The organism is Stappia sp. ICDLI1TA098 (assembly GCF_054880955.1).
Genome location: NZ_JBTZBT010000004.1, coordinates 74,223 through 98,068, shown reverse-complemented (window position 1 = coordinate 98,068; position 23,846 = coordinate 74,223). Strand labels below are relative to the sequence as shown.

The window sequence follows — 23,846 nt, the reverse complement described above, 5'->3', positions numbered from 1 at the left end:
CGCAATCCAAATCATGAGAAGATGCGGCCCGGAACAGCGTCCGGACCGCAACGATCTTGCGGATTCTCGTCACTCGGCAGCCGCGAGATCCGACGACTTGCGCGCCGACCGATACGCCGCGACAAGCCCGGGGAGCTTGGCCTGCGCCAGCTTCGCCCCTTCCGCGCGGACCGGGCCGAAGCCGCGGATCCGCTCCGGATAGGCCAGCAACGCCAGTGCCGCCTCGGCATTTTCGGCGGTCACGCTCGCCGCCACCTCATCGACGATGGCCTCGTATTCATCGCGCAGCGCCCGTTCCATCTTTCGCTCCTGCGTGCGCCCGAACACGTCGAAGGCCGTGCCGCGCAGGCCGCGCGCGAAGGCGAGAAAGCGGAACAGCGGACGGACCCACGGACCAAAGCGACGCTTGGCCGGCCGACCCGTGCGCTTGTCGGGGCGCGAGAACAGCGGCGGGGCGAGATGGAACTCCAGCTTCTCGTAACTGGAGAAGGTCTCGGCAAGCTGCGCCTCGAACGCCGGGGCCGAATGAAGCCTGCCGACCTCGTATTCATCCTTGATCGCCATCATCCGGAAGAGCTGGCGCGCCGCGGTTTCCGCAATCGCCGTCCCGGTCTCTCCAAGACCATCCGCCCGCCGGCGAAGCTGCGCGATACGTTCGCCGTACCGCCTGGCGTAGGCCGCGTTCTGATAGTCGGCCAGGAACGCCTCCCGACGCGCGACGATCTCCTCCAGCCCCTCCGACAGGCGGCGGTGCGGCAGGCCCTCCGGCAGCTTCGGCCGGGCGGTATCGACACAAGCCGGGTCGACAGCCGCGGCGCGGCCCCAGGCGAAGGCGGAAAGATTCATCTCCACCGACACCTTGTTCAGGCGGATCGCCTCCTCGAGCGCCTCCAGGCTCAGCGGCACCCCGCCAAGCTGCCAGGCGTAGCCGAGCAGGAACATGTTCGCGGCGATGGCATCGCCAAACAGTGCCTCCGCGATCTCCGTGGCGTCGAGGAAGTGGCTTCGCCCCTCGCCGGCGGCACCCGAAATGGCGGCGACGAGCCGTCGACCGGGCAGGCTGAAGTCCGGGTTCTTGGTGAAATCGCCCGGCAGGGTCTCATGGGTATTGATCACCGCCAGCGCCGTTTCCGGGCGCATGGCGCCAAGCACCTTGGCGGAACCGGCGACGACGATGTCGCAGCCAAGCACCAGGTCGGCGCTGCCCGGACCGACGCGGATGGCGGAAATGTCCTCCGGGCGCGGCGCCAGCTTCAGGTGGCTCGTCACCGCGCCGCCCTTCTGGGCCAGCCCCGCCATGTCGATGATGCCGCAGCCGAGCCCATCGAGATGGGCGGCCATGCCGATCACCGCGCCGACGGTCACGACACCGGTGCCGCCGACGCCGGTGATCATCGCCGCATAGGTCCGCGTCAGCGGCTCGATCGCGGGCTGGGGCACCTCCGGAGCCTTCGGCGGCAGCGCCGTGCGGCCCTTGAGCACGCCACCGCGCACGCTGACGAAGGAGGGGCAGAAGCCCTTCACGCAGGAATAATCCTTGTTGCAGGACGACTGGTCGATGGTGCGCTTGCGCCCCCACTCAGTTTCCAGCGGCTGCACCGCCACGCAGTTCGATTGCACGCCGCAATCGCCGCAGCCCTCGCAGACCAGTTCGTTGACGACAATCCGCTCGTCCGGGTCGGGGAACAGGCCGCGCTTGCGCCGCCGGCGCTTCTCCGCCGCACAGGTCTGGTCGTACAGAAGCACGGTCAGGCCCGGCTCCTTTGCCAGTTCCCGCTCGACCTCGATGAGTTCGTCACGATGATGGATCGACGTTCCGGAAGGCCAGGCGGTCGCAACCGGGTACTTTCCCGGTTCGTCGGTGACGACAACGACCCGTCGCGCGCCTTCGGCGGCGACCTGCCGGGCGATCTCGTCAACCTTCAGTCCTCCGTCATGGGCCTGACCACCGGTCATTGCCACCGCATCGTTGTAGAGGATCTTGTAGGTGACATTGACGCCGGCGGCCTTGGCCGCGCGGATCGCCAGCGCACCCGAATGATTGTAGGTGCCGTCGCCGAGGTTCTGGAAGACGTGGCCGGTGCGCGAAAAGGGCGCCTCGCCGATCCAGTTGGCGCCCTCGCCGCCCATCTGCGTGTAGCCCTCGGTGGACCGGTCCATCCACTGGACCATGTAGTGGCAGCCGATGCCGGCATAGGCGCGACTTCCCTCGGGCACCCGCGTCGACGAGTTGTGCGGGCAGCCGGCGCAGAAATACGGGCTGCGAACGGCGACATCCTGGGTCTCGGCGAGTTTCTGGCGGCGCGACGAGAGCTCGGCGACGCGCGCGGCCAGGCGCTCCGAGGGAAACCGCTCCTTCAGGCGTCGGCCGATGGCCAGCGCGATGTCCACCGGCTCCAGTGCCGCGGGCGCGCGAAACAGCACCTCGCCGTGCTCGTCCGTCTTGCCGACGATCGCCGGCGCGTCGCTCAGGCCGTAGAGGATCTCCTTGAGCTGCGGCTCGATCAGGCCGCGCTTTTCCTCCACCACGATGACCAGTTCTAGGCCGCGGGCGAAGTCGCGCATGCGCGAGGCGGACAGCGGCCAGGTGCAGCCGATCTTCACCAGCGCCAGGCCGAAATCAGCGGCATCCACCTCGTCGATGCCCAGATGTTCGAGCGCCTCCAGCACGTCGAGGAAGCTCTTGCCGGTGGAAACGATGCCGATGCGCGGCCGGCGGCCGCCGGAAAGCACCAGCTTGTCGAGCGGATTGGCGTCGATGAAGGCCCGCGCCGCCGGCAGCTTGACCTCATGCAGCCTTGCTTCCTGCGTCAGCGGATGATCGGAGGGCCGGATATGGACGCCGCCGGGGGGAAAGGGAAAGTCGGGCAGCACCGGGCGCACCCGGTCGCCATGACCCTCGATGGAGGCGGTTGATTCGACATTGTCCTTGACCAGCTTCAGCCCGGCCCACACCCCGGCGTAGCGCGAAAGCGCCCAGCCGAAGAGACCGAAGTCGAGGATCTCCTGCACGCCAGCCGGGTTGAGGATCGGCATCATCGCGTCGACGAGGGCGAATTCCGACTGATGCGCCGTGGTCGAACTCTCGCAGGTATGATCGTCGCCCATCAGCGCCAGCACGCCGCCATGGGGCGAGGTGCCGGCCAGATTGGCATGACGGAAGGCATCGCCCGAGCGGTCGACGCCGGGTCCCTTGCCGTACCAGATCCCGAAAACGCCGTCGAAACGCCCCTCGCCGCGCATCTGCGCCTGCTGCGTGCCCCACAGCGCCGTCGCCGCCAGGTCTTCGTTGATTCCCGGCCGGAAGACGACATCGGCCGGCGCAAGCACCCGCGCGGCCTTCTGGAACTGCTGATCGAGAGCGCCGAGCGGCGAGCCGCGGTATCCGCTGACATAGCCGGCCGTGTTCAGCCCGGCGAGCCGGTCGCGCGCCTTCTGCATCAGTGTCAGCCGGATCAGCGCCTGCGTCCCCGACAGGAAAACGCGCTCCTTGTCGAGATCGTATTTGTCGTCCAGCGTGACCGTGTTGCGTGCCATGTGAAATTCCCCTCCCTGCCGGCGCATCGCGACGCCGGACCTGCCGAGGTTCATGCCCAAGCCCCCGCCCCGTCAATCGAATTCCACCGGAGCGAGGCAATGAAAGCTGCCTCTCAGGCAACACGACAGGCGCCCGGAAGGGGCGAAAGTGCCCCGCGCCACCGCCGGTTGTCGCGCCGGCGGCGGGCCTGAAAACACCGCGCAGCGCCCGCAATTTCAGCAGGCATTCCGTCGCCTTTGCTTTTGCATTCGCGCCAAAGCTGCTAAGCAACTCGCCGTCAACAATGAGGAATTGGGTGAAACGGTGAAAACGCCGGCATCCTTCCGGGGGAAATGCAAAGAGGGTCTGTGATGAAACTCGAGAAAGCGCGTCGTTCGACGCGTGAACGGGCCTGATCCCGTGCGCGCGCTTGCCTTTGCCGTACGCGCCATTTGCGGGCTCAACGCCCTGATCGGCGCCATCTTTTCGTGGTTGTCACTGGCCATCGTCGTGATCTGCTTCACTGTCGTGGTCCAGCGCTATGTCTTCGCCACGAGCTTCGTCTGGATGCAGGATCTCTACGTCTGGCTGAATGGGGCGATGTTCACTGCCGTCGCCGGTTTCGCCTTGTTGCGAAACGACCATGTCCGCGTCGACATCTTCTACCGCCCCGCCACCGTGCGGCGGAAAGCGATCGTCGACTTCATCGGCGTGTTCCTCTTCCTCTTCCCGTTCACCTATGTGGTCTACAGCTACGCTTGGCCCTTCGTCAGCCGCTCCTGGCGCCTGCATGAGGCCTCGGCCAATGTCGGCGGAATGCCCGGCCTGTTCGTGCTGAAGAGCTTCATCATCGCCTTCGCCGCCCTCGTCGCGCTTCAGGGCCTCGCCATGGTGTTTCGCTCCGTGCTGGTGCTCACCGGGAACGAGGAGATGCTGCCGGAGCGGCTGCGCTACGAGACCCCCGGCATCCTCAAGCAGGGAGCGGAAGCCTGATGGATCCTGTCCTTATCGGCGAGCTCCTTTCGGGGCTCATGTTCTTCGGCATCATCGGCTTTCTGCTGCTCGGCTTCCCGGTCGCCTTCACGCTCGCCGGCGTGTCGCTGCTGTTCGGCGCGCTCGGCATGTGGTTTGGCGTCTTCGACCCGTCCAACTTCGGCAGCCTTGCCAACCGCTACATCGGCTACATGACCAACGAGGTGCTGGTCGCCGTGCCGCTGTTCATCTTCATGGGCGTGATGCTCGAGCGCTCGAAGATCGCCGAGCAGCTCCTGCTCACCATGGGCAAGCTGTTCGGCAACATGCGCGGCGGCCTCGGCATGTCGGTGATCATCGTCGGCGCGATGCTGGCCGCCTCCACCGGCGTCGTCGGCGCAACCGTCGTCACCATGGGCCTGATCTCGCTGCCGGCGATGCTGCGGGCCAACTATGACCCGCGCCTTGCCACCGGCGTCATCTGTGCGTCCGGCACGCTCGGTCAGATCATCCCGCCCTCGACCGTGCTGATCTTCATGGGCGACATGCTCTCGGGCATCAATGCCCAGGTGCAGATGGCCAAGGGCAATTTCGCGCCGGTTCCGGTCTCCGTCGGCGATCTCTTCGCCGGCGCGATCCTGCCGGGCATGCTGCTCGTCGGCCTCTATCTCGCCTACACCGTGTTCAAGGCGATCGTCGATCCGCAATCGTGCCCCGCGACCCCGGTTCCGCCGGAGGAAAAGTCGGAGCTGCTCGGCGAGATCGTCGTCGCTCTGCTGCCCCCGCTGCTGCTGATCCTCGCCGTCCTCGGCTCGATCCTCGGCGGCGTCGCGACGCCGACGGAAGCAGCGTCCGTCGGCGCTGTCGGCGCGACGGTGCTGGCGGCGGCACGCTGGCGGCTGTCCTTCTCGGTCCTGCGCGAGACGGCGACCGCCACGGCGACGATCACCTGCATGGTATTCATCATCCTGTTCGGCGCCTCGGTGTTCTCCATCGTCTTCCGCCTGATGGGCGGCGACAACCTGGTGCACGAGTTCCTGTCGAACCTGCCCGGCGGCACGCTCGCCGCCGTCGCGGTGGTGATGCTCATCATGTTCCTGCTGGGCTTCATCCTCGACACCTTCGAGATCATCTTCATCGTGATCCCGATCACCGCGCCGATCCTGCTGGCGCTCGACGTCGATCCGGTCTGGCTCGGCATCCTGGTCGGCGTCAACCTGCAGACCTCGTTCCTGACGCCACCCTTCGGCTTCGCGCTGTTCTACCTGCGCGGCGTCGCGCCCCACTCGGTGTCGACGGCAATGATCTACAAGGGCGTCCTGCCCTTCGTGCTGCTGCAGATGCTCGCCATCGCGATCATGTTCATGTTCCCGGAGATCGCCACCTGGCTTCCCCGCGCGATCTATAGCTGACCGCCCCCGGCGTCGGGGTACGCCCCGGCGCCACGGACGGACGACGCACCCAACAAAAAACCCCGGCCTCGCGGCCGGGGTTTTCCGTTTCCAGGCCCGCGTGCGGGCCGGATGGGACCTCAGATCTTGAAGTACTTCTTGCGGGCCTCGACGAAGGCGCCGTCGGTGCCCTCGGTGCGGGTGCGCAGGATGTTGAGCGCCTCGATGAAGCTCTCGGTCGTCTTCTTGGTCAGCGCATCGTCCGAATCGCGCAGCGACATCAGGATCTCCTCGGCCGCCTTGGCGCCCGCTTCCATGATGTCGTCGGGGAACTGACGCACGATCACGCCATGGTCGTCGACCAGCGTCTTCAGCGCGCGCGGATCGTTGGCGTAGAAGTCAGAGGCCACCTGGTCGTACTCGGCCTGGCACGCGTCCTTGACGATCGCCTGCAGGTCGGACGGCAGGGCCTGGTACTTGGCCTTGTCGACGACGAGCTCGGTGGCAAGGCCCGGCTCGACGAAGCTCGGGAAGTAGTAGTTCTTCGCCACCTGGTAGAAGCCGAGCGCCAGATCGTTGTACGGACCGACGAACTCGGCCGCGTCCAGCGTGCCCGACTGCAGCGCCTGGAAGATCTCGCCGGCGGCCATGTTGGTCACGGTGGCGCCGAGCTTCTCCCACACCCGGCCGCCGAGGCCCGGCGTACGGAAACGCAGGCCCTTGACCGACTCAAGCCCCTTGAGTTCGTCGCGGAACCAGCCGCCCGCCTGGGTGCCGGTGTCGCCCGACAGGAAGCCCTGCACGCCGAACTGGTCGTAGATCTCGTCCCAGATCTCCTGGCCGCCCATGTAGCGCACCCACGCCGTCAGCTCGCGCGAGGTCATGCCGTAGGGAACGCCGGTGAAGAACGACAGCGCCGGGCTCTTGTTCTGCCAGTAGTAGGCGGCGCCATGGCTCATCTCGGCCGAGCCGTCGATGACCGCGTCGAGCGACTGCAGCGGCGGCACCAGCTCGCCGGCGGAATAGACCTGCACGGTCAGCCGGCCGCCGGACGCGGCGGTGATGCGGTCCGCGAGGCGCTGTGCGCCGACGCCGAGGCCGGGGAAGTTCTTCGGCCAGGTCGTAACCATGCGCCAGGTCTGGTTGCCCTGCGCGATGGCCGGCGCGGCAAGCGTGGCGGCGCCGGCGCCAACACCCGCGAGACCAGCCTTCTTGATAAATGAACGACGATCCATGTGTCCCCTCCCTTGGGAATTGTCGAGATCCTCAACTCTCGAATTCATGTCGGCAACCGCTGTCGCGCGACATTGCCAAGCGCCTTTCGCAAAAAGACACTTTGACCGTGATATAAACCGCATATACCCCGACGACACAAGGCCACCGGCCGCCGGGGCGAGTTTTTTCGCGCCGCTACCGGAGCGGGAAAATGCACGTCCCCGCATCGTCTTCGAGGCGCGGCGGTGGACAAGATCGTCCCGTTCGCTAATCTCCGCAATCTCATCGCTTGCGTGACGCTGCAGGTCGGCCAGACGCGACGCAAGATACCGGCTCCACAGGAGTTCCCATGTCCGCACCCGTTGTTCTCGTCAGTTGCGACGTGAAGGAAGTCGACGGCTACGTCTGGCACGCAGCGCCCTCCTCCTACCTCGAGGCGGTGGTACAGGGCGCGGGCGCAATGCCCCTGCTGCTGCCCTCGCTCGGCCCCGCGATCGATCTGGACGCCGTCCTGGACAGGGTCGATGGCGTTCTTCTCACGGGATCGCGCTCCAATGTCCATCCGGCGCTCTATGGCGGCGATTCGAGCGACAGGAACGGCCCTTACGACCAGCGTCGCGACACCACGACGCTGCCGCTGATCCGTCGCACGCTCGAGCGCGGCCTGCCGTTCTTCGCCATCTGCCGGGGGCTTCAGGAAACGAACGTCGCCCTTGGCGGCACCCTCGTCGCCGAGGTGCAGGAGCTCGAGGGCCGGCAGGATCACCGCGCCCCGGCGGAGGGCGACCAGGACACACGCTTCGCCCTCGCCCATCACGTCGAGGTGCGCGCCGGAGGCCGGCTCGCCGATATCCTCGGCGATGCGCGCGTCGAGGTGAACTCGCTGCACCGTCAGGCGATCGGCCGGCTCGCGCCGGGCCTCGTCGTCGAGGCGACGGCGGACGACGGCACGGTCGAGGCCGTGTCGGTGGCCGGCGCCTCCGGCTTTGCCATCGCCACCCAGTGGCACCCCGAATACTGGGTCGGCAGCGACGCCGCCTCCTCGCGGCTGTTCGCCGCCTTCGGCGACGCGCTGCGCCGACGCATGGCGCAGGCAAACACGCAAGCCGCCGCCGAATGACACGCCGGCGGCCCGCACCGCCGTCCCAACGCAAGAGGCCGCCCATGGCACATGATTCGCACAATCATTCTCACGACCATGACCACGACCACGGGTCGGAGATCTCGCCCACCGATGCCCGTGTGCGAGCGCTGGAATCGATCCTGGTCGAAAAGGGCTACGTCGATCCCAAGGCGCTCGACGTGCTGATCGAGACCTATGAGACCAAGGTCGGGCCGCACAATGGTGCTCATGTGGTCGCACGGGCCTGGAGCGATCCGGAGTTCCTCGACTGGCTTCGCCGCGACGCCACGGCGGCCATCGCCTCGCTCGGCTACACCGGCCGCCAGGGCGAGCACATGGTCGCGGTCGAGAACACGCCGCAGGAACACAACATGGTCGTCTGCACCCTGTGCTCCTGCTACCCGTGGTCGGTGCTCGGCCTGCCGCCGGTCTGGTACAAGTCCGCCCCCTACCGGGCCAAGGTGGTACGTGATCCGCGTGGCGTTCTGGACGATTTCGGCGTCGCCCTGCCCGACGAGACGGGAATCCGCGTCTGGGATTCGACCGCCGAGATCCGCTACCTCGTCATTCCCATGCGCCCCGAGGGCACCGAGGGCTGGAGCGAGGAAGCGCTTGCAGCGCTTGTCACCCGCGACAGCATGATCGGCACCGGCATGGCGCTGCAGCCCGGGGAGGCCGCGCGATGAACGGTGCGCAGGACCTCGGCGGCATGATGGGCTTCGGCCCGGTCGTGCCGGAAGCCAACGAGCCGGTCTTTCATGCCGAATGGGAGCGGCGGGCACTCGCCGTGACGCTTGCCATGGGCGCCACCGGCGAATGGAGCCTCGATGCCTCGCGGTTCGCGCGTGAGAGCCTGCCGCCGGTCGACTACCTCTCCTTCAGCTACTACGAGATCTGGCTGGCGGGCCTGGAAAAGCTGCTTGCCGAACGGGATCTGGTGCGTCGCGATGAGATCGACACCGGCCGCAGCCTGCACGCGAGCCGGCCGACGCAGCGCGTTCTCGCCGCCGAGGCCGTCGCCGCCGCGCTGGCCAAAGGCGGCCCGAGCGAGCGCGAGCCGCAAGCTCCGGCCCGCTTTGCCGTCGGCGACCGGGTGCGCGCCCGCAACATGCACCCGCAAGGCCACACCCGCATTCCCCGCTACCTGCGCGGCCATGTCGGCGTCATCGAGGCGGTGCACGGAGCCCATGTCTTTCCCGACAGCAACGCCGCCGGCACCGGCGAGAACCCGACCTGGCTCTATGGCGTCGCCTTCGACGGACCCGAGATCTGGGGAGAGGACACCGACCCTTCCCTGTCCGTTCGCGCCGACCTCTGGGAGGCCTATCTTGTCCATGCCTGAAAGCGAAGCGCCCGTGAACCATCCGCCCGAGACACTCTTCGCCAACCTGCCCCGCCGCGAGGGCGAACCGGTTTTCAGCGCCCCCTGGGAAGCTCGCGCCTTTGCGCTGGCCGTCTCTCTCAACGAGCAGGGGCTGTTCACCTGGAGCGAATGGGCCGAAACGCTCTCCGCCGCGATCCGCGAGGCGCAGGCGGCCGGCGATCCCGATTGCGGCGACAGCTACTACAGCCACTGGCTGGTGGCGCTGGAGCGCATCGTTACCGCCCGCTCGGTGACCACGCCCGACCGCCTTTCGGCCCGCAGGCAGGCGTGGGAGCGTGCGGCGGCCGCCACCCCGCATGGCGAGCCCATCGAGCTCGGCCGCGACGGGCAGCCGGTTCCCCCCGCCTGAAACTCCGCCTTTTCGGCGCGGCGACCATGCCGGCGCATCGTCAGTGGCCGCGACATGCAACCGGGGTACAACCTGGAGGCTTTCCTTGCGCTCGCCATGCACCTAAGGTGACAGGATGATTTCCGATCGGCCGCTTGTCGGCATGCTGCTCATGCTCGGCTTCTGCATCCTTGCCCCGCTTGGCGATTCCGTCGCCAAGATCCTGGGCGAGACGCTGCCGCTCGGGCTGATGATCCTCGCCCGCTTCCTCATGCAGGCCGTGATCCTGGTGCCGCTTGCCTGGGCGAGCCGGCTCAGCCTCGCCATGCCCCCGCGCACCTTCCGCCTGACCGTGTTGCGCACCGTGCTGCACATCATCGGCATCGCCGCCATGTTCCTGTCGCTGCGCTTCCTGCCGCTGGCCGATGCGATCGCGATCGCCTTCGTCATGCCGTTCATGATGCTGCTGCTCGGCAAGTTCGTTCTCGGCGAGGATGTCGGCCCCTACAGGCTGGGCGCCTGCCTCGTCGGCTTCATCGGCGTGTTGCTGGTCATCCGGCCGAACTACGCGGAGGTCGGCGCCCCGGCGCTGCTGCCGCTGGCCGTGGCCGCCGCCTTCGCGCTGTTCATGCTCGTGACCCGGCAGGTCGCCAAGGCCACCGACCCGATTGCCCTCCAGGCGGTGAGCGGCGTCGTCGCCGTTCTGATCCTGGGTCCGTCCATCGCGGTTGCCGGCGCGCTCGGCTGGGAAACCGGCCTTTCGGGAGCGCTCGACGAGCTCGCCACGACCCCGAGGAGCCTGGCGCTGCTGCTCGCCATCGGCGTGCTCGGCACGGTCGCCCACCTGCTGATGACGTGGTCGCTGCGGCTGGCGCCGGCAGCGACGCTCGCCCCCATGCAGTATCTGGAAATCCCCTTCGCGACGCTGATCGGCTGGCTCATTTTCCGCGACCTGCCGGACGGCATCGCCGCAGCCGGCATCGGCCTGACCGTCGCGGCCGGGCTCTACGTCATTCACCGCGAGCAGAGGACGGCCCGCAGGGCGGCGGCCGCCTGATCTTGCGGTTGCCTGTTCAGCCGACCGGGAGCCCTCAGCCCCAGCCGACGGCCGCGACGAAGAGCGACGTGCCAAGGAACAGAACGAGGAGCGCGCCGGCCGCCTCGGCGAAACGGTGAACCCGATGGGCTCCGCCGCCGCCGGCGATCCGGAGCGCCGCGCCCTTGGCCATCACCGCCAGCGTCGCCAGCGCCGAGACCGTCACGCCCGTTCCCACCGCCATCGCCAGGGTGGCGCCGACGCCGGCGAGCCAGAGACCCTGCGAAATCGCGAAGACCAGCACCACCAGCGCACCGGTACAGGGGCGCAGCCCGACCGCCAGGATCACCGACCAGGCCCGGGCGAGCGAGAACCGGCCCTCCAGCATCTCGGGCGGCGGCGCGTGAACATGGCCGCAACTGGGACAGGCGTCCTCCGCTGCGTGAACATGGCCATGACCGGCGTGGTCGTGGTGGTTATGCCCGCCATGATCGTGGCCGCTATGATCGTCATGGGCATGATCGTGGCTGTGATGCGCGTGATCGTGGCTGTGGCCGTGATCATGAGAGTGCGCGTGATGGTGGTCGACGGCACAGGCGACCTGGGCGCCGAGCGCCACCGGACGGCGGACCGGGATCATCGGCCTGACGATCTTTCGCCAGACGAGCCAGACGCCGAGCAGCATGACGGCGAAATAGGAGCCGAGCTCGAACCAGCGCGTCGTTTCAGTGATGGCGATGGAGGTCATGCGCAGCAGGATCGAGGCCAGCCCGATGAGGACGATCGCTGTCACCGCCTGGGCCAGCGCCGAGGCGAAGGACAGCAGAATTCCCCGCTTCAGCGTCTCGCCATTGGCCAGAATATAGGAGGAGATCACCGCCTTGCCGTGGCCGGGTCCGGCCGCATGGAAGACGCCGTAGGCGAAGGACAGCCCCATCAGCCACCAGCCGGCGGTGCCGTCGGCCTTCATCTCCTTGATCGCTGCCGTCAGCGCCGAATAAAAGGCCGTCTGCTGGGCAGCAACCCACATGAAGAAGCCGGAGAAAACCCCGGATGGGCCGATGCTTTGCTCCGGCAGCCCGACGCCGAAGGGCGAAGGCGCCGCCAGCGCCGCGCCGGACGGCAGCGCCACGGTGAAAACGGCGAGAAGCGCGACCGCAACCACCACATCGCGCAGCTTGAAGGATCTCATGAGGGCAGGCTCTCTCTCACTTGCAGGCCACAGTGGCGCTGTTGGAAAGCGTCTCCGTCACCTGCATCAGGTCGGGTGAAATCTCGCGCTCGCTGGCCGGGATCTGCGCCAGCGTCGTCGCCGTCTGCGGATCGAGCGGCGGCGGCGGCTTGAAGTCGAGGGAGCAGGTGGACGGCGCCGCGACCATCTCGAAGGGATCTTCCTGCGACATCTCGAAGGCGACGAAATAGCTCGGATCGAAGACCTCGAGCGTGATGGTGTTGGCGTCCATCACCAGCGGCTTGGCCAGCGGCAGCGTGTAGAAAAGGGTCAGCCGGCCACCGTAGAAGTCGAGCCAGTATTCCTGCGGCTCGCCGAAAGCGACCGCCGTAGCCTTGCCCTGCGTCAGATAGGTGAAGAAGTCGTATTCCGACAGGCTCTCGACGTTGATCTGCGCCAGCGGCTGCAGCTCCTCGCGGGTCAGCTTGCCGTCGCCATCCGCATCCAGCCCCTGCACCGCAAAGGCGGTGAACGCCTCATCGAACTGCCAGACGTGACGGACCGCCGAAAGCCGCTTGTCCCCGTCGAAGACGAGTTCGGAGCGCGCCTCGACGAAGACATGCGGATGCGCCGCCGCACTGCCCGCGCCCAACGCCGTCAGAACAAGCGCTCCTGAGACCCAACGCAACATTCTCGCCACCCTTCCCGACCGATCACGCTCCAATCCTGCGCATATTCTCCCTCTTCGCGGCGACAGCAAGGCGAAGCCGGACAGGCCGCGAGACAAGAAACAAAATCGCGACAATCTCGACAATTTCGAAACAGAACGAACAATTCTTGTGCGATTTCCGGATCGAAAAAATGCAAATTCCGGACAACCTGGCGCATCCTTCCCTGAGATTGGCGGATGCGCCGAAAGCGGGCGCAGAGGAGCCCGTGCGCCCCGGGGACAAGCCCGCCCCGCGAGCCGGCGGCCATCCGCGAGGAAAAGATCCCGAGGAGGAAACGATGAACGCTCCGCTCTCGCCGAAGGTCGCGGCGACTTTCGCCGGTGTCTTCGATCACCCGGAATTCGATGGCCACGAACAGATCGTCCACGGCTTCGACGCAGCGTCGGGACTGAGGACGATCATCGCGGTCCATTCGACCCGCCTCGGCCCGGCGCTTGGCGGTTGCCGCATGTGGACCTATGCCAGCGACGCCGACGCGCTCACCGATGCGCTGCGCCTGTCGCGCGGCATGACCTACAAGAACGCGCTCGCCGGCCTTGACCTCGGTGGCGGCAAGGCCGTGATCCTCGCCGACCCGCGCAAGGACAAGACGCCCGCGCTCTTCACGGCCTTCGGCAACGCCGTCGACCGTCTCGGCGGTCACTACGTCACGGCGGAGGATGTCGGCATCACGGCCGCGGACATGGAGCAGGTCGCAACCCGCACCGCCCATGTGCGCGGCACCAGAGCCACCGGCCTCGGCGACCCCTCGCCCTACACCGCCCTCGGCGTCTTCGTCGGCATCCGCGCCGCCTTCGGCCACCGCTTCGGCACACAGGATCTCAAGGGCCGCACGGTCTGCGTCCAGGGCCTCGGCCATGTCGGGATGGATGTCGCCCGTCGTCTGCACGAGGCCGGCGCCAGGCTCGTTGTCGCCGACATCCACGCCCCGGCGGTGGAACGGGCCGTCGCCGAGTTCGGCGCCACCGTCTGCGCCACCGACGAGGCCCATGCCGTCGCCGCCGATGTCTTCGCCCCCTGCGCCCTCGGCGCCGGGCTGAACGACCGGACAATCGCCGAGCTGGGCGCTCCCGTCATCGCCGGCGCCGCCAACAACCAGCTTGCCGAACCGCGCCATGACGCGGCGCTGCGCGCCCGCGGCGTGCTCTACGCGCCCGACTACGCGATCAACGCCGGCGGCGTGATCTCCATCGCGCTGGCCAGCCCCGGCGGCGACGACCGGCTGGTGCGCGACAAGGTGGTCGCCATCGGCGCGACGCTGGCCCATATCTTCGAGCGCGCCGACGCGACCGACACGCCGACCCAGGCTGTCGCCGACAGCATTGCGGAAGAACGGCTGACCGCACGACGCGACTGAAGAGGCCCGGGCGAAGCGCCGCGGGCCGGCCGGCTCAGCAGATCTGGCCCTCGCGCCGCTTCTCGGCGAACCATTCGGAGAGAAAGTCCACGAAGGCGCGCACCTTGCCGGAAAGATGCCGGCGGTGCGGATAGACCACGTGGATCGCCTGACCGTCCGGGTGGGTGCCCGGCAGCACCTCGACCAGACGCCCCTCGACGATGTCGGAGTGAACGAAGGGATAGGGCGTGCGCAGGAACCCCAGCCCGTGCAGAGCGGCAAGACGCGCCGCCTGGGCCGAATTGACCTCGACCCGGCCCGTGACCGGCACCGAAAACCGGCCGGCCTCGCCCTCGAACTGCCAGTTGTTGCGGAAGCGGTAGTTGTTGTCGATGATGCAGGGACGCTCCGCCAGATCCTGCGGATGATGTGGCTCGCCGAAATGCGCGATGACCTCCGGCGAAGCGCAGACCACGGTGCGCAGCGGCGCGAGCTTGCGGGCGATCAGGCTTGAATCGGTGAGTTCCGACACCCGGATCGCCGCGTCGAAGCCTTCCTCCACCAGATCGACGAAGCGGTCCTCGAGCCGAAGGTCGACGGAAATCTCCGGCTCCCTCTCCAGAAAGGCGATCACCGCCGGGTTGATGAAGTCATCGCCCATCGAGCGCGGCGCGGACACCCTGAGCGTACCGCGCGCGGCCTGATGCGTGTTCTGCACCGAGGCCTTGAGATCGTCGATCCGGGTCAGGATGTCGTTCGCCTCCTTGTAGAAGGCGTGACCGACCTCGGTCATCGAAATCTGCCGCGTCGTCCGGTTCAAGAGCCGCGCGCCAAGCTCGTCTTCCAGCTCGCTCACATATTTGGAGACCAGCGCCTTGGACCGTCCGAGTTCGCGCGCCGCCGCCGAGAAGCCGCCCGCGTCGACGACCTTCAGGAAGCAGCGCATCCTGCTGAGCGTGTCCATTCACACCTCCCGATCGCGGCCGCCGAAAAGCGCGCCGCATCATGCCGAGCGACGTCTGCGTCGCACTGCCCGTCCCATGAGACCGCCTCCGAAGAGCACGGTGAGAAACCCGCCGCCAGCCGAAATCGCCCCTTCCGAGGTAACCGGCACGGCGGGCTCGAAATCCGAAAGGGTGGCCCGGGCGAGGTCCGGATCGATGTTCTCGCCAAGCACCGCGAGCCGCGCGAAGGGGCCGGCGGAATTGAACGCCGCGCGCTGGGTCTCCAGGCGCGAAAGCCGCGCCATGGTATGGCCCATGCGCTCGCCCCGCGCCCGCACAAGGCGGTCGGACGCGCTCGACAGCACCATCACCGCCTCGTCGGCGCTCAGGCCGTTGGCCCGCGCATCCTCGCGAAATTCGTCGACCACCTGCGAAAGCGCATCGATCGCCCCGCCAAGACGCTGCCGGTACTGCTGCGCGAATTCGGGAAGCTGCGAGGTCGTCGCCCCGCCGAGGAGCGCGACGAGGATCAAGACACTTCGTCCGATCATGCCGCTGTTCCTCTCCTCTTTCGCCCTCTTCGATGCCTTCGCCCTAAAGCGAGATGACACCCGCCTCGCCCGCCTCGCTGCCATAGACGAGGCGCAGGCCGCCCTTGTCCCAGCACAAGGAACTGATCGGACCGGCCCCCGGCCGGCGAAGCAGCACTTCCTGGGCGTCGCCGAAGCGAACCGCCAGAACCATGCCATCCTGATAGCCGATGGCCGCCACCTCCTCGCCGGGATGACAGGCGACCTGGGTGACGATCTGGTCGGAGCGTGCCCCGAGCTGCAGCGGCTGCTGGCCCATCGGGCCGGTCTTGCCGAAGAACGGCCAGCAGATCGCGGCATTGGCCCCCGAGGTTGCCAGATAGCGCCCGCGCGCCGACCAGCTCATCGACTTCACCTTCGACGGATAGCCGGTCATGCGCATGTCCTGCCCGTCGGCAAGCCGCCAGCCGTGCAGCGCGTTCTCCTGCATGGTGGTGACCAGATACTTGCCATCCGGCGAAAAGGCGGCGCCGGTGTGCGCGCCTTTCCACTCGAGGTCCTGCGGCGCGCCACTGGCGTTGACCCAGACCAGCGTTGCCCCGTCGTAACGGGCGATGGCAAGGCGAAGCCCCTTGGGTGCGAAGGCGATGCCGCCGACGGCGCGCCCCTGCGGGAACTCCTTCGGCGCACCCGCACCGGCAACCACATAGGCAACCCGACCGGCGGCGAAGCCGACCGCGCCCTGCGGTCCGCAGGCGACCAGATCGATCCACTTGCGCGGAAGATCGGCGACGATCTCGACGACGCCCTCGGCAGTAAGTCGGCAAACCTTTCCGTCATCGCCGCCGGTGACCAGCGCATCGCCCGGCTGCGTGCGCGCGGCGGCGAGAAGCCCGCCGCCATGAACCTGCACCCGCTTCTCGCCCTCCGCGCCCAGCAGCACGACGGTGCCGTCGCCCAGCGCAAAGGCGGGCGTGTCGTTCAGGAAGCTCGCGGAAACAACATAGGACCCCGGATCGAGGGGAGCGACCGTCACCATGCTCAGTCGGCCTCGCAGGCCTTGAAGCCGGTTTCCAGCGCCTCGAAATCGAGCTCGCGGCCGATCACGACGAGACGGCTGCGGCGCTCCTCGCCGTCCTTCCAGTCGCGCTGGTGATCGCCTTCGATGATCATGTGCACGCCCTGCACCACATAGCGCTGCGGATCGCCCTTGAACGCCATGATGCCCTTGAGGCGCAGGATGTTCGGCCCTTGTGTCTGGGTGACCGCGCCGATCCACTGGAAGAACACTTCCGGATCAAGCTCGCCGGTCGTCATCGACACGCTCTTCACCGAATGCGGCGCATCGTGGTCGTGATGATGATCGTGGTCATGGTCATGGTGGTGATGGCCATGATCGTGATGATGGTCGTGGCCATGATCGTGATCGTGGTCGCAATCGGGGCCGCAGACGTGATCGTGGTCGTCCTCCTCGAGGAAGTGCGGGTCGAGCGAGAGGATGCGCTCGAGGTCGAAGGACCCCCGGTTCAACACGGCGTCGAGCGGCACATTGCAGCGCTCCGCCCGATGCAGCACCGCATAGGGGTTGATGGTGTTGATCCGTGTCTCCACCGCCTTCAGCTCGTCAGCGGTGACGAGGTCGGTCTTGTTGAGCACGATCACATCGGCGAAGGCGATCTGGTCCTCCGCCTCCTCGGTATCCTTGAGACGCTGCAGCACGTGGCGGCAATCGACGACAGCGACGACCGCGTCGAGCTTGGCGTTGGCGCGCACATCGTCGTCCATGAAGAAGGTCTGGGCGACGGGAGCCGGATCGGCGACGCCGGTCGTCTCGACCAGGATCGCGTCGAAGGAGCCCTTGCGCTTCATCAGGTTCTCGACGGTGCGGATCAGATCGCCACGCACGGTGCAACAGATGCAGCCGTTGTTCATCTCGAAGATTTCCTCGTCCGATTCGACGAGAAGATCATTGTCGATGCCGATCTCGCCAAACTCATTGACGATGACCGCGTAGCGGCGGCCGTGCGCCTCGGTGAGGATACGGTTGAGAAGCGTCGTCTTGCCGGCACCGAGATAGCCGGTCAGCACGGTGACGGGGATCTTGTTGTCCTGGGAAAGGGTCATTGGCCTGCCTGAACGTGTTCGACCTGGGGGTGCCGCCCGCAGCCTGTGCGCGGAAGCGGCCGTTGCCCGAGGATATGGGGTGTCTTGCCCACCGGACTACAGAAAACTTCGCCGCTTGGCAAAGCGCTTGGGAAAGGCGCCGGGGCGCGACGCCTAGACAAGGAAGGGATAGCCGCCCTCGAGCCGCAGCAGGGCGATCTTGGTGTCGTGCCCGCCACGCCCGGAATAGCCGCCAAGGCCGGTGACCGAGAGGAGCCGGTGGCAGGGTATGATCACCGGGATCGGATTGGCGCCGCACGCCTGGCCGATGGGCTGGCCGTGGGTGGAAAGCCGCTTGGCAATCTCGCCGTAGGTGCGCGTCTCGCCATAGGGAATGGCCAGCATCTCGTCATAGACCTGCCGCTGAAAGGCGCTGCCCGCGGGCTTCAGCGGCAGGTCGAAACTCTTCAGCGCACCATCGAAATAGGCATGAAGCTGACGCACCGCCTCGCCCAGCAGCGCTGTCTCGTCCGGCGCGCGGCTGCGCCCCCAGCCAACGCGTACGACCGCCCCGTCGCGCTCGGCGACCTCGAGGATGCCCACGGGCGTATCCACATGAACGACGGCGATTTCCTCCGGCATCCGGGCTGTTCCTCCTCTTTCGCGCGTCCGCCGCCATCAGGTGGCGCGCGGGGAGTTTCGCACGCCCGCGTGCCCGGCTAAAACACGAAAGACGATATCACGATCAAATCCGGGTCGCGCGACGGCATCGCGCGTCCGGCGGGAGGAACAATGCTGAAAACCATCGAGGCCTTCACCCGAATCGGCGAGGAGAACGCCTTCGCCGTGCTGGCGCGGGCGACCGAGCTTGCCGGCCAGGGCCGCGACATCATCAATCTGGGCATCGGCCAGCCCGATTTCCGCACGCCCGACCACATCGTCGAGGCGGCGGTGAAGGCGCTGCGCGACGGCGAGCACGGCTACACGCCGGCAACCGGCATCCTGCCGCTGCGCGAGGCCGTCGCCGCCGACGTGGAAAAACGCACCGGCGCGCCCGTCGACCCGGGCAAGGTGGTGATCGTGCCGGGCGGCAAGGTCACCATGTTCATGGCGATCCTGATGTTCGGCGAACCCGGCGCCGACATCCTCTATCCCGATCCCGGTTTCCCGATCTACCGCTCGATGATCGAGTTCACCGGCGCCAACCCGGTGCCGATCCCCATCCGCGAGGAGAACGACTTCGCCTTCTCCGCCGAGGAGACGCTCTCGCTGCTGACGCCGAACACCCGGCTCGTGATCCTCAACTCGCCGGCGAACCCGACCGGCGGCGTCACCCCCAAGGCCGAGATCGACAAGCTCGTCGCCGGCCTCGCCGGACGACCCGACATCGCCATCCTCTCCGACGAGATCTACGGACAGATGACCTATGAGGGTGCGCAGCACTGCTCGCTCTACGGCTACGAGGAGATCCGCGACCGGCTGATCCTGCTCGACGGCTGGTCCAAGACCTATGCCATGACCGGCTGGCGGCTCGGCTATGCCGTGTGGCCGCAGGCGCTGCTCGACAAGGCGCGCAAGCTCGCCGTCAACTGCTGGTCCTGCGTCAATGCGCCGGCGCAGTTCGCCGGCCTCGCCGCGCTCACCGGACCGCAGGACGCGGTGGCGCAGATGATGGCCGAGTTCGACAAGCGGCGGAAGCTGGTGGTCACGGGGCTGAACGCGCTGCCAGGCGTCTCCGCGCGCGCGCCGATGGGCGCCTTCTACGCCTTCCCCAACATCAAGGAGACGGGCTGGAAGGCGAAGCCGCTTGCCGGCGCGCTGCTGGAAAAGGCCGGCGTGGCGGTGATCGGCGGGCCGGACTTCGGCATTCTCGGAGAAGGGTATATCCGCCTGTCCTACGCCAATTCGGCGGAGAACATCTCCCGCGCGCTGAAGCGCATGGAGGAATTCCTCGGCACGCAAACGCCCTGACGGCGGCAAAGGCCGGGCGCGGTGATCGCGCCCGGACCGCCTCTTTTGGTCACATACGCTTGGTCACATGCGCGGGCTGGCTGCCGGAATGAGCGCCGAAAGCGCCATCGGATGCTCGGGCGTCAAAAGCAGGAACACGCCGCTCGGCGCGACCGAGATCAACCCGTCCAGCTCGCCCACGTCGAAGGCGGCGACCGTGTCGCCGGCCCCGGAGACGAGCAACAGGCCGCCTTCGGGAAGCGCCTTCCAGGCGGCGATGTCCGCGGCACCCGGCAAGACGCCGCGACAATTGCCGGCATCGACGCGAAACGCCGGCGCGGAGACGGCCGCCGGATGGACGGCGGTGCGCAGCTCAAGGCGACAGCCCTTGCCGCTCACCTCGTCGAGGAGGTGCCACGATCCGGCAACCGAGCGCTCAAGCGGCCCCGAGAAGGTGACCGCCGTGCCGAAGAAAAGCAGTGAGAACAGCGCAAAGGACAAGACCGCGCCGACCCTGCCGAGCCGTTCCCTCGCATCCTGTCGCATGACGTACCCTCCTGACAAGGCGGGCGCGCAGGAGGCGCGCTCGCAGATTGCCAGTGTGCAAGGGACGCCTTAACACTCCGTTAAGCTTGTTCAGACTTTCCGCGCGAAGGGGGTTTCGGCGACCGGCGTCACCGGCTGGCCTGTCTCGAACCAGGAGATCAGGTTCTCCGCGCAGAGCCGGCCCATGGCATCGCGGGTGTGGCGCGAGGCCGATCCCACATGCGGCAGCAGCACGACGCGCTCCATGTCGATGAGCGCCTGCGGAACCTTCGGCTCCTCGGCGAAGACATCGAGCCCGGCCGACAGGATCGTGCCGTCGGCCAGCGCCGCGACCAGCGCCGGCTCGTCGATCACCGTGCCGCGCCCGACATTGATGACGATGCCCTGCGGCCCGAGCGCCTTCAGCACGCCGGCGTCGACGATGCCGCGCGTCGACGCGCCGCCCGGCGCCACCACCATCAGCGTGTCGCAGGCCTCGGCCATGCCCGCCAGAGTCGGGTGATAGGGATAGGCGACATCCGCCTGCCGGCTGCGCCCGTGGTAGTGGATCTCCATGCCGAAAGCCTCGGCGCGGCGCGCGATCGCCTTGCCGATGCGCCCGAGACCGAGGATGCCGAGCTTGCGCCCACGCAGCGTGCCGGCGGTCAGCGGATAGGGGCCCTTGCCCACCCAGTTGCCGGCGCGCAGGTAGCGCTCGGCGGCCGAGAGCTCGCGCGCCGTCATCAGCAGCAGACCGAGCGCCGTATCGGCGACCTCTTCCGACAGGACGTCCGGCGTGTTGGTGACGCAGATGCCCTTCGAGGCGCAATGGGCGGCGTCGACGCTGTCGTAACCGACGCCGAAGTTGGCGACGATCTCAAGCTTCGGCAACCGGTCGATCAGCGGCGCGTCGACCGGGACATGCGCGCCGCAGGCAACCCCCGCGATCCGCGCGGCAAGGCCCGGATCGAGGGAGGCGACCTCATCGCGGCCGACCTTGTGGAGGGTGAACCGGCTGGCAAGCGTCTCTTCGACGACCGGCAGCATGCGACCGAGCATGAGAATGTCGGCAAGCGCCATGAGGGATCCCTTTCTGAGTGGTTTGTCGTGGGTGTGATGTTGAAGGGTGAAGGACACTAGACGGCGGAAGGCGGCGGCGGCGAGCTCTCGCGAATGCGCAACTCCGGCAGGATCAGCCGGCGCTCCTCGCCAACCCGCTCGCCGCCGATCTGGCGTAGCATCAACTCCGCCGCCTGGCGGCCGATCTCGTCCGGGCTGTTCCACACGGAGGTCAGAGACGGCGTGCGGCTTGCCGCCCCGTCGGTGTCGTCATACCCGGCAAGCGCCATCTCCGCGCCCGGCTCGACCCCCTGCCGGCGCAGAGCCGACAGGATGCCGTAGGCGACGAGATCGTTGAAGGCGAAGACCGCGGAGGGGCGCGGGCGCGCCGACAGCAGCGCCGGCACCACGTCGCGCCCGTCGGCCTGGGTCATCAGCTCGGGAATATCGACCTGCGTCGCCGGATCGAGGCCGGCGGCCTCCAGCGCCTGCTTCCAGCCGAGATTGCGCTCATGGCCGGCCGAGCTGGCCCTGCGCCCGCCGACCATGGCGATCTGCCGGTGCCCCTGAGCCAGGAAGTGCTCGGTGAGCATGCGTCCGCCGGCGAGATCGTCGCCGCGCACCACCGGCGCGCCCGCGCCTTGCACGTCCCGGCAGATCAGTGTCACCGGCACCCCCGCCTCGACCAGCGCGCGGATCTCCTGCGGCGCGGTGCCGACGGAGGCGCACAGCACCAGCCCGTCGATCCGGTGCTGCATCAATGTGTCGACGAAATCGCGCTGCCGGCGCACGTCGTCACGGTGGTTGCAGATCAGCACGACCTGGCGCTCGCGGCCGAGCTCGTCCTCAAGCGCGCTGAACACCTCGGCGAAATAGGGATTGAGAATGTCGTGGACGGCAATGCCGATCATGTTGGAGCGCGCGGTGCGCAGCGCCGCCGCCGACCGGTTGTAGATGTAGCCGACCTTGCGGGCATGTTCCTTGATGCGCGTCGCCGTCGCCTCGGCGACAAGCGGGCTGTCGCGCAGCGCCAGCGACACCGTCGCCGTGGAAACGCCGAGCGCCAGCGCCAGGTCGCCAAGCGTCAGACGACGGCCGGCCGCCGCCGCGCCGGTCTTCGGATCCGCTTCCGGGCCCGCCTCCCCGCCGAGGGGCCGGCCGTCGCCAGCCGTATCCGCGCTCTTGTCCGTCATGTCGTCCGGTTTCCGCGTCGAGCCGTCCATCCTCGCGTCCGCTCGCCTGTCCAGAAGGGTCCCGCAGATCGCCTGCGCGCACAAGTGTCCGCTCGCCCGTCCGGCCGGCGGACGGCTCAGTCGTCGTGGATGCCGGTGTCGGCGAGCGCCGGTCCGGTCTTCGCCACCTTCCGCTCCCGGTTGAGGATATAGAGGCCCGAGGCGACCACGATCGACGCACCGATCAGCGTATAGACGGTCGGAACATCGGCAAAGACCAGATAGCCGAGCGCGATCATCCACACGAGCTGTGTGTACATGAAGGGTGCCAGCACGGAGGCCGGCGCCAGCACATGCGCGCGGATCAGCGCGAAATGACCGATGCCGCCCCAGGCGCCGGTCGACAGCAGCAGCACCCAGCTCAGCGCATCGGGCGGCGCCGTCCATGAGGCGATGCCGAAAGGCGTCATGGCGAGCGAGGCAATGACGCCGGAAATGACCAGCATTCCCATCGCCGAATCCGTTTGCGCAAGCATGCGCGTCAACAGCGCATAGAGCGCATAGCTCAGCATAGAGCAGACCGACAGGAGCGCTGCCCAGTTGAGCCCGCCAACGCCCGGCCGCGTCACCACAAGCACGCCGATGAAGCCGACGATCACCGCCATCCAGCGCCGCAGCCCCGCCCATTCGTTCAGCAGCGGCCCGGCCAGCGCCGTCACCACGAAAGGCGCGGCGAACATGATCGAGACCGTCTCGGAAAGCTGCAGGTAGCGCACGGCGAAGAAATTGAAGAGCGTCGAGCCGAGCAGGCACAGCGCCCGCAGGATCTGCAGACCCCACCGCCGGCTGCGGAAGACGTGCATGTTCGACCAGAGCCGGAACAGCACCGTCGCATAGAGGACATGGGTGACGAAACGCATCCACACGATCTGTTCGGCCGGCAGCGTGCGACCAAGAAACTTTGCCGTCGCATCGAGACCGGAGAAACACAGGAACGCGAAGGAAATCAGCGCGATGCCGACGAACCTTTCGGGGATCATGCCGAGGCGTCCGCCGTCTGTCTTGTTGGGGGCATCCAAGCGCGAGAACCTTCCCTAGAACGTCCGGCCTTAAAACGCCCGGCCTGCGAATGTCAGGATCGCGCGCGCCGTCGGCTGCAATGCCGGCCCGGCCCGCATCTTGCGCGGCGCGAACGCCCAGGGATCCTCCCTCGCCTTCCGCCTGCCGTCGACCGCTGCGATTTGTCGTATTAAATCGATTTGAGTGTCTCCGCAATCGCACGGCTTGTCATGGTACGGAAATGCAGGTCGGCTATGCGCTGCGTTCAACCCGCGCCGAGGCGCGCCATCCAGGACCGTG

22 protein-coding genes are annotated in these 23,846 nt (G+C 67.5%); 9 read left to right on the top strand and 13 right to left on the bottom strand.

The window, feature by feature from the left end; translation table 11 throughout:
- Positions 1-69: 69 nt before the first annotated feature.
- The gene (locus ACSLUQ_RS18030; RefSeq protein ID WP_461809307.1) at positions 70-3,537 is read right to left on the bottom strand and encodes an indolepyruvate ferredoxin oxidoreductase family protein; all 3,468 of its coding nucleotides are present in this window, start codon (positions 3,535-3,537) and stop codon (positions 70-72) included.
- A gap of 382 nt (positions 3,538-3,919) precedes the next feature.
- On the opposite strand from ACSLUQ_RS18030, the gene ACSLUQ_RS18025 reads away from it, so the two are divergent.
- Together ACSLUQ_RS18025 and ACSLUQ_RS18020 are read left to right on the top strand one after the other, a co-directional pair.
- Positions 3,920-4,510 carry a TRAP transporter small permease subunit gene (locus ACSLUQ_RS18025; RefSeq protein WP_417772932.1) on the top strand — a complete coding sequence of 197 codons (591 nt, stop codon included), beginning with the start codon at positions 3,920-3,922 and terminating at the stop codon, positions 4,508-4,510.
- Complete coding sequence (locus ACSLUQ_RS18020; RefSeq protein WP_417772931.1) at positions 4,510-5,901, top strand: TRAP transporter large permease; 1,392 nt, start codon at positions 4,510-4,512, stop codon at positions 5,899-5,901. The genes ACSLUQ_RS18025 and ACSLUQ_RS18020 overlap by 1 nt, the downstream gene beginning before the upstream one ends.
- A gap of 119 nt (positions 5,902-6,020) precedes the next feature.
- Here the strand turns inward: ACSLUQ_RS18020 and ACSLUQ_RS18015 are convergent, their stop codons facing one another.
- A complete protein-coding gene (locus ACSLUQ_RS18015) occupies positions 6,021-7,115 on the bottom strand; it encodes a TRAP transporter substrate-binding protein (RefSeq protein WP_417772930.1) in 1,095 nt (364 codons plus the stop codon).
- Between the two features lie 329 nt (positions 7,116-7,444).
- On the opposite strand from ACSLUQ_RS18015, the gene ACSLUQ_RS18010 reads away from it, so the two are divergent.
- From ACSLUQ_RS18010 to ACSLUQ_RS17990, 5 genes are all read left to right on the top strand, one after another.
- Positions 7,445-8,215: a gamma-glutamyl-gamma-aminobutyrate hydrolase family protein gene (locus tag ACSLUQ_RS18010; RefSeq protein ID WP_417772929.1), complete on the top strand. Its 771-nt coding sequence runs from the start codon at positions 7,445-7,447 to the stop codon at positions 8,213-8,215.
- A 44-nt stretch (positions 8,216-8,259) separates the two neighbouring features.
- Complete coding sequence (nthA, locus tag ACSLUQ_RS18005) at positions 8,260-8,904, top strand: nitrile hydratase subunit alpha (protein WP_417772928.1); 645 nt, start codon at positions 8,260-8,262, stop codon at positions 8,902-8,904.
- Positions 8,901-9,560 carry a nitrile hydratase subunit beta gene (gene nthB / locus ACSLUQ_RS18000; RefSeq protein ID WP_461809306.1) on the top strand — a complete coding sequence of 220 codons (660 nt, stop codon included), beginning with the start codon at positions 8,901-8,903 and terminating at the stop codon, positions 9,558-9,560. Before nthA ends, nthB begins: the two co-directional genes overlap by 4 nt.
- A complete protein-coding gene (locus tag ACSLUQ_RS17995) occupies positions 9,553-9,951 on the top strand; it encodes a nitrile hydratase accessory protein (RefSeq protein ID WP_417772926.1) in 399 nt (132 codons plus the stop codon). Before nthB ends, ACSLUQ_RS17995 begins: the two co-directional genes overlap by 8 nt.
- Positions 9,952-10,066: 115 nt before the next feature.
- Entirely contained in the window at positions 10,067-10,987 is a 921-nt protein-coding gene (locus tag ACSLUQ_RS17990) for a DMT family transporter (RefSeq protein ID WP_417772925.1), read from the top strand.
- 34 nt (positions 10,988-11,021) lie between these two features.
- Here ACSLUQ_RS17990 and ACSLUQ_RS17985 read toward each other — a convergent pair whose 3' ends face one another.
- Both ACSLUQ_RS17985 and ACSLUQ_RS17980 read right to left on the bottom strand, forming a co-directional pair.
- The gene (locus ACSLUQ_RS17985; RefSeq protein WP_461809305.1) at positions 11,022-12,158 is read right to left on the bottom strand and encodes a nickel/cobalt transporter; all 1,137 of its coding nucleotides are present in this window, start codon (positions 12,156-12,158) and stop codon (positions 11,022-11,024) included.
- Positions 12,159-12,174: 16 nt separating this feature from the next.
- Complete coding sequence (locus tag ACSLUQ_RS17980) at positions 12,175-12,828, bottom strand: DUF1007 family protein (RefSeq protein WP_417772923.1); 654 nt, start codon at positions 12,826-12,828, stop codon at positions 12,175-12,177.
- Between the two features lie 317 nt (positions 12,829-13,145).
- On the opposite strand from ACSLUQ_RS17980, the gene ACSLUQ_RS17975 reads away from it, so the two are divergent.
- A complete protein-coding gene (locus ACSLUQ_RS17975; RefSeq protein WP_461809304.1) occupies positions 13,146-14,225 on the top strand; it encodes a Leu/Phe/Val dehydrogenase in 1,080 nt (359 codons plus the stop codon).
- Between the two features lie 34 nt (positions 14,226-14,259).
- Here ACSLUQ_RS17975 and ACSLUQ_RS17970 read toward each other — a convergent pair whose 3' ends face one another.
- From ACSLUQ_RS17970 to ACSLUQ_RS17950, 5 genes are all read right to left on the bottom strand, one after another.
- Positions 14,260-15,168 carry a LysR family transcriptional regulator gene (locus tag ACSLUQ_RS17970; protein ID WP_461809303.1) on the bottom strand — a complete coding sequence of 303 codons (909 nt, stop codon included), beginning with the start codon at positions 15,166-15,168 and terminating at the stop codon, positions 14,260-14,262.
- Between the two features lie 39 nt (positions 15,169-15,207).
- Entirely contained in the window at positions 15,208-15,699 is a 492-nt protein-coding gene (locus ACSLUQ_RS17965; protein ID WP_417772920.1) for a DUF2937 family protein, read from the bottom strand.
- A gap of 43 nt (positions 15,700-15,742) precedes the next feature.
- On the bottom strand, positions 15,743-16,717 hold the full coding sequence (locus ACSLUQ_RS17960) for a WD40 repeat domain-containing protein (RefSeq protein ID WP_417772919.1): 975 nt from the start codon (positions 16,715-16,717) through the stop codon (positions 15,743-15,745).
- Positions 16,718-16,719: 2 nt separating this feature from the next.
- Complete coding sequence (locus ACSLUQ_RS17955; protein ID WP_461809302.1) at positions 16,720-17,802, bottom strand: CobW family GTP-binding protein; 1,083 nt, start codon at positions 17,800-17,802, stop codon at positions 16,720-16,722.
- A gap of 153 nt (positions 17,803-17,955) precedes the next feature.
- Positions 17,956-18,423, bottom strand: coding sequence for a methylated-DNA--[protein]-cysteine S-methyltransferase (locus tag ACSLUQ_RS17950; protein ID WP_461809301.1), 468 nt, complete (start codon positions 18,421-18,423; stop codon positions 17,956-17,958).
- 150 nt (positions 18,424-18,573) lie between these two features.
- Between ACSLUQ_RS17950 and ACSLUQ_RS17945 the strand changes: the two genes are divergently transcribed.
- A complete protein-coding gene (locus tag ACSLUQ_RS17945; protein WP_461809300.1) occupies positions 18,574-19,752 on the top strand; it encodes a pyridoxal phosphate-dependent aminotransferase in 1,179 nt (392 codons plus the stop codon).
- Between the two features lie 63 nt (positions 19,753-19,815).
- Here the strand turns inward: ACSLUQ_RS17945 and ACSLUQ_RS17940 are convergent, their stop codons facing one another.
- From ACSLUQ_RS17940 to ACSLUQ_RS17925, 4 genes are all read right to left on the bottom strand, one after another.
- A complete protein-coding gene (locus tag ACSLUQ_RS17940; protein ID WP_417772915.1) occupies positions 19,816-20,277 on the bottom strand; it encodes a hypothetical protein in 462 nt (153 codons plus the stop codon).
- 90 nt (positions 20,278-20,367) lie between these two features.
- Complete coding sequence (locus ACSLUQ_RS17935; protein ID WP_461809299.1) at positions 20,368-21,336, bottom strand: 2-hydroxyacid dehydrogenase; 969 nt, start codon at positions 21,334-21,336, stop codon at positions 20,368-20,370.
- Between the two features lie 56 nt (positions 21,337-21,392).
- Positions 21,393-22,508 carry a LacI family DNA-binding transcriptional regulator gene (locus ACSLUQ_RS17930; protein WP_461809298.1) on the bottom strand — a complete coding sequence of 372 codons (1,116 nt, stop codon included), beginning with the start codon at positions 22,506-22,508 and terminating at the stop codon, positions 21,393-21,395.
- Between the two features lie 116 nt (positions 22,509-22,624).
- Complete coding sequence (locus tag ACSLUQ_RS17925; protein ID WP_417772912.1) at positions 22,625-23,527, bottom strand: DMT family transporter; 903 nt, start codon at positions 23,525-23,527, stop codon at positions 22,625-22,627.
- Positions 23,528-23,846 lie beyond the last annotated feature (319 nt).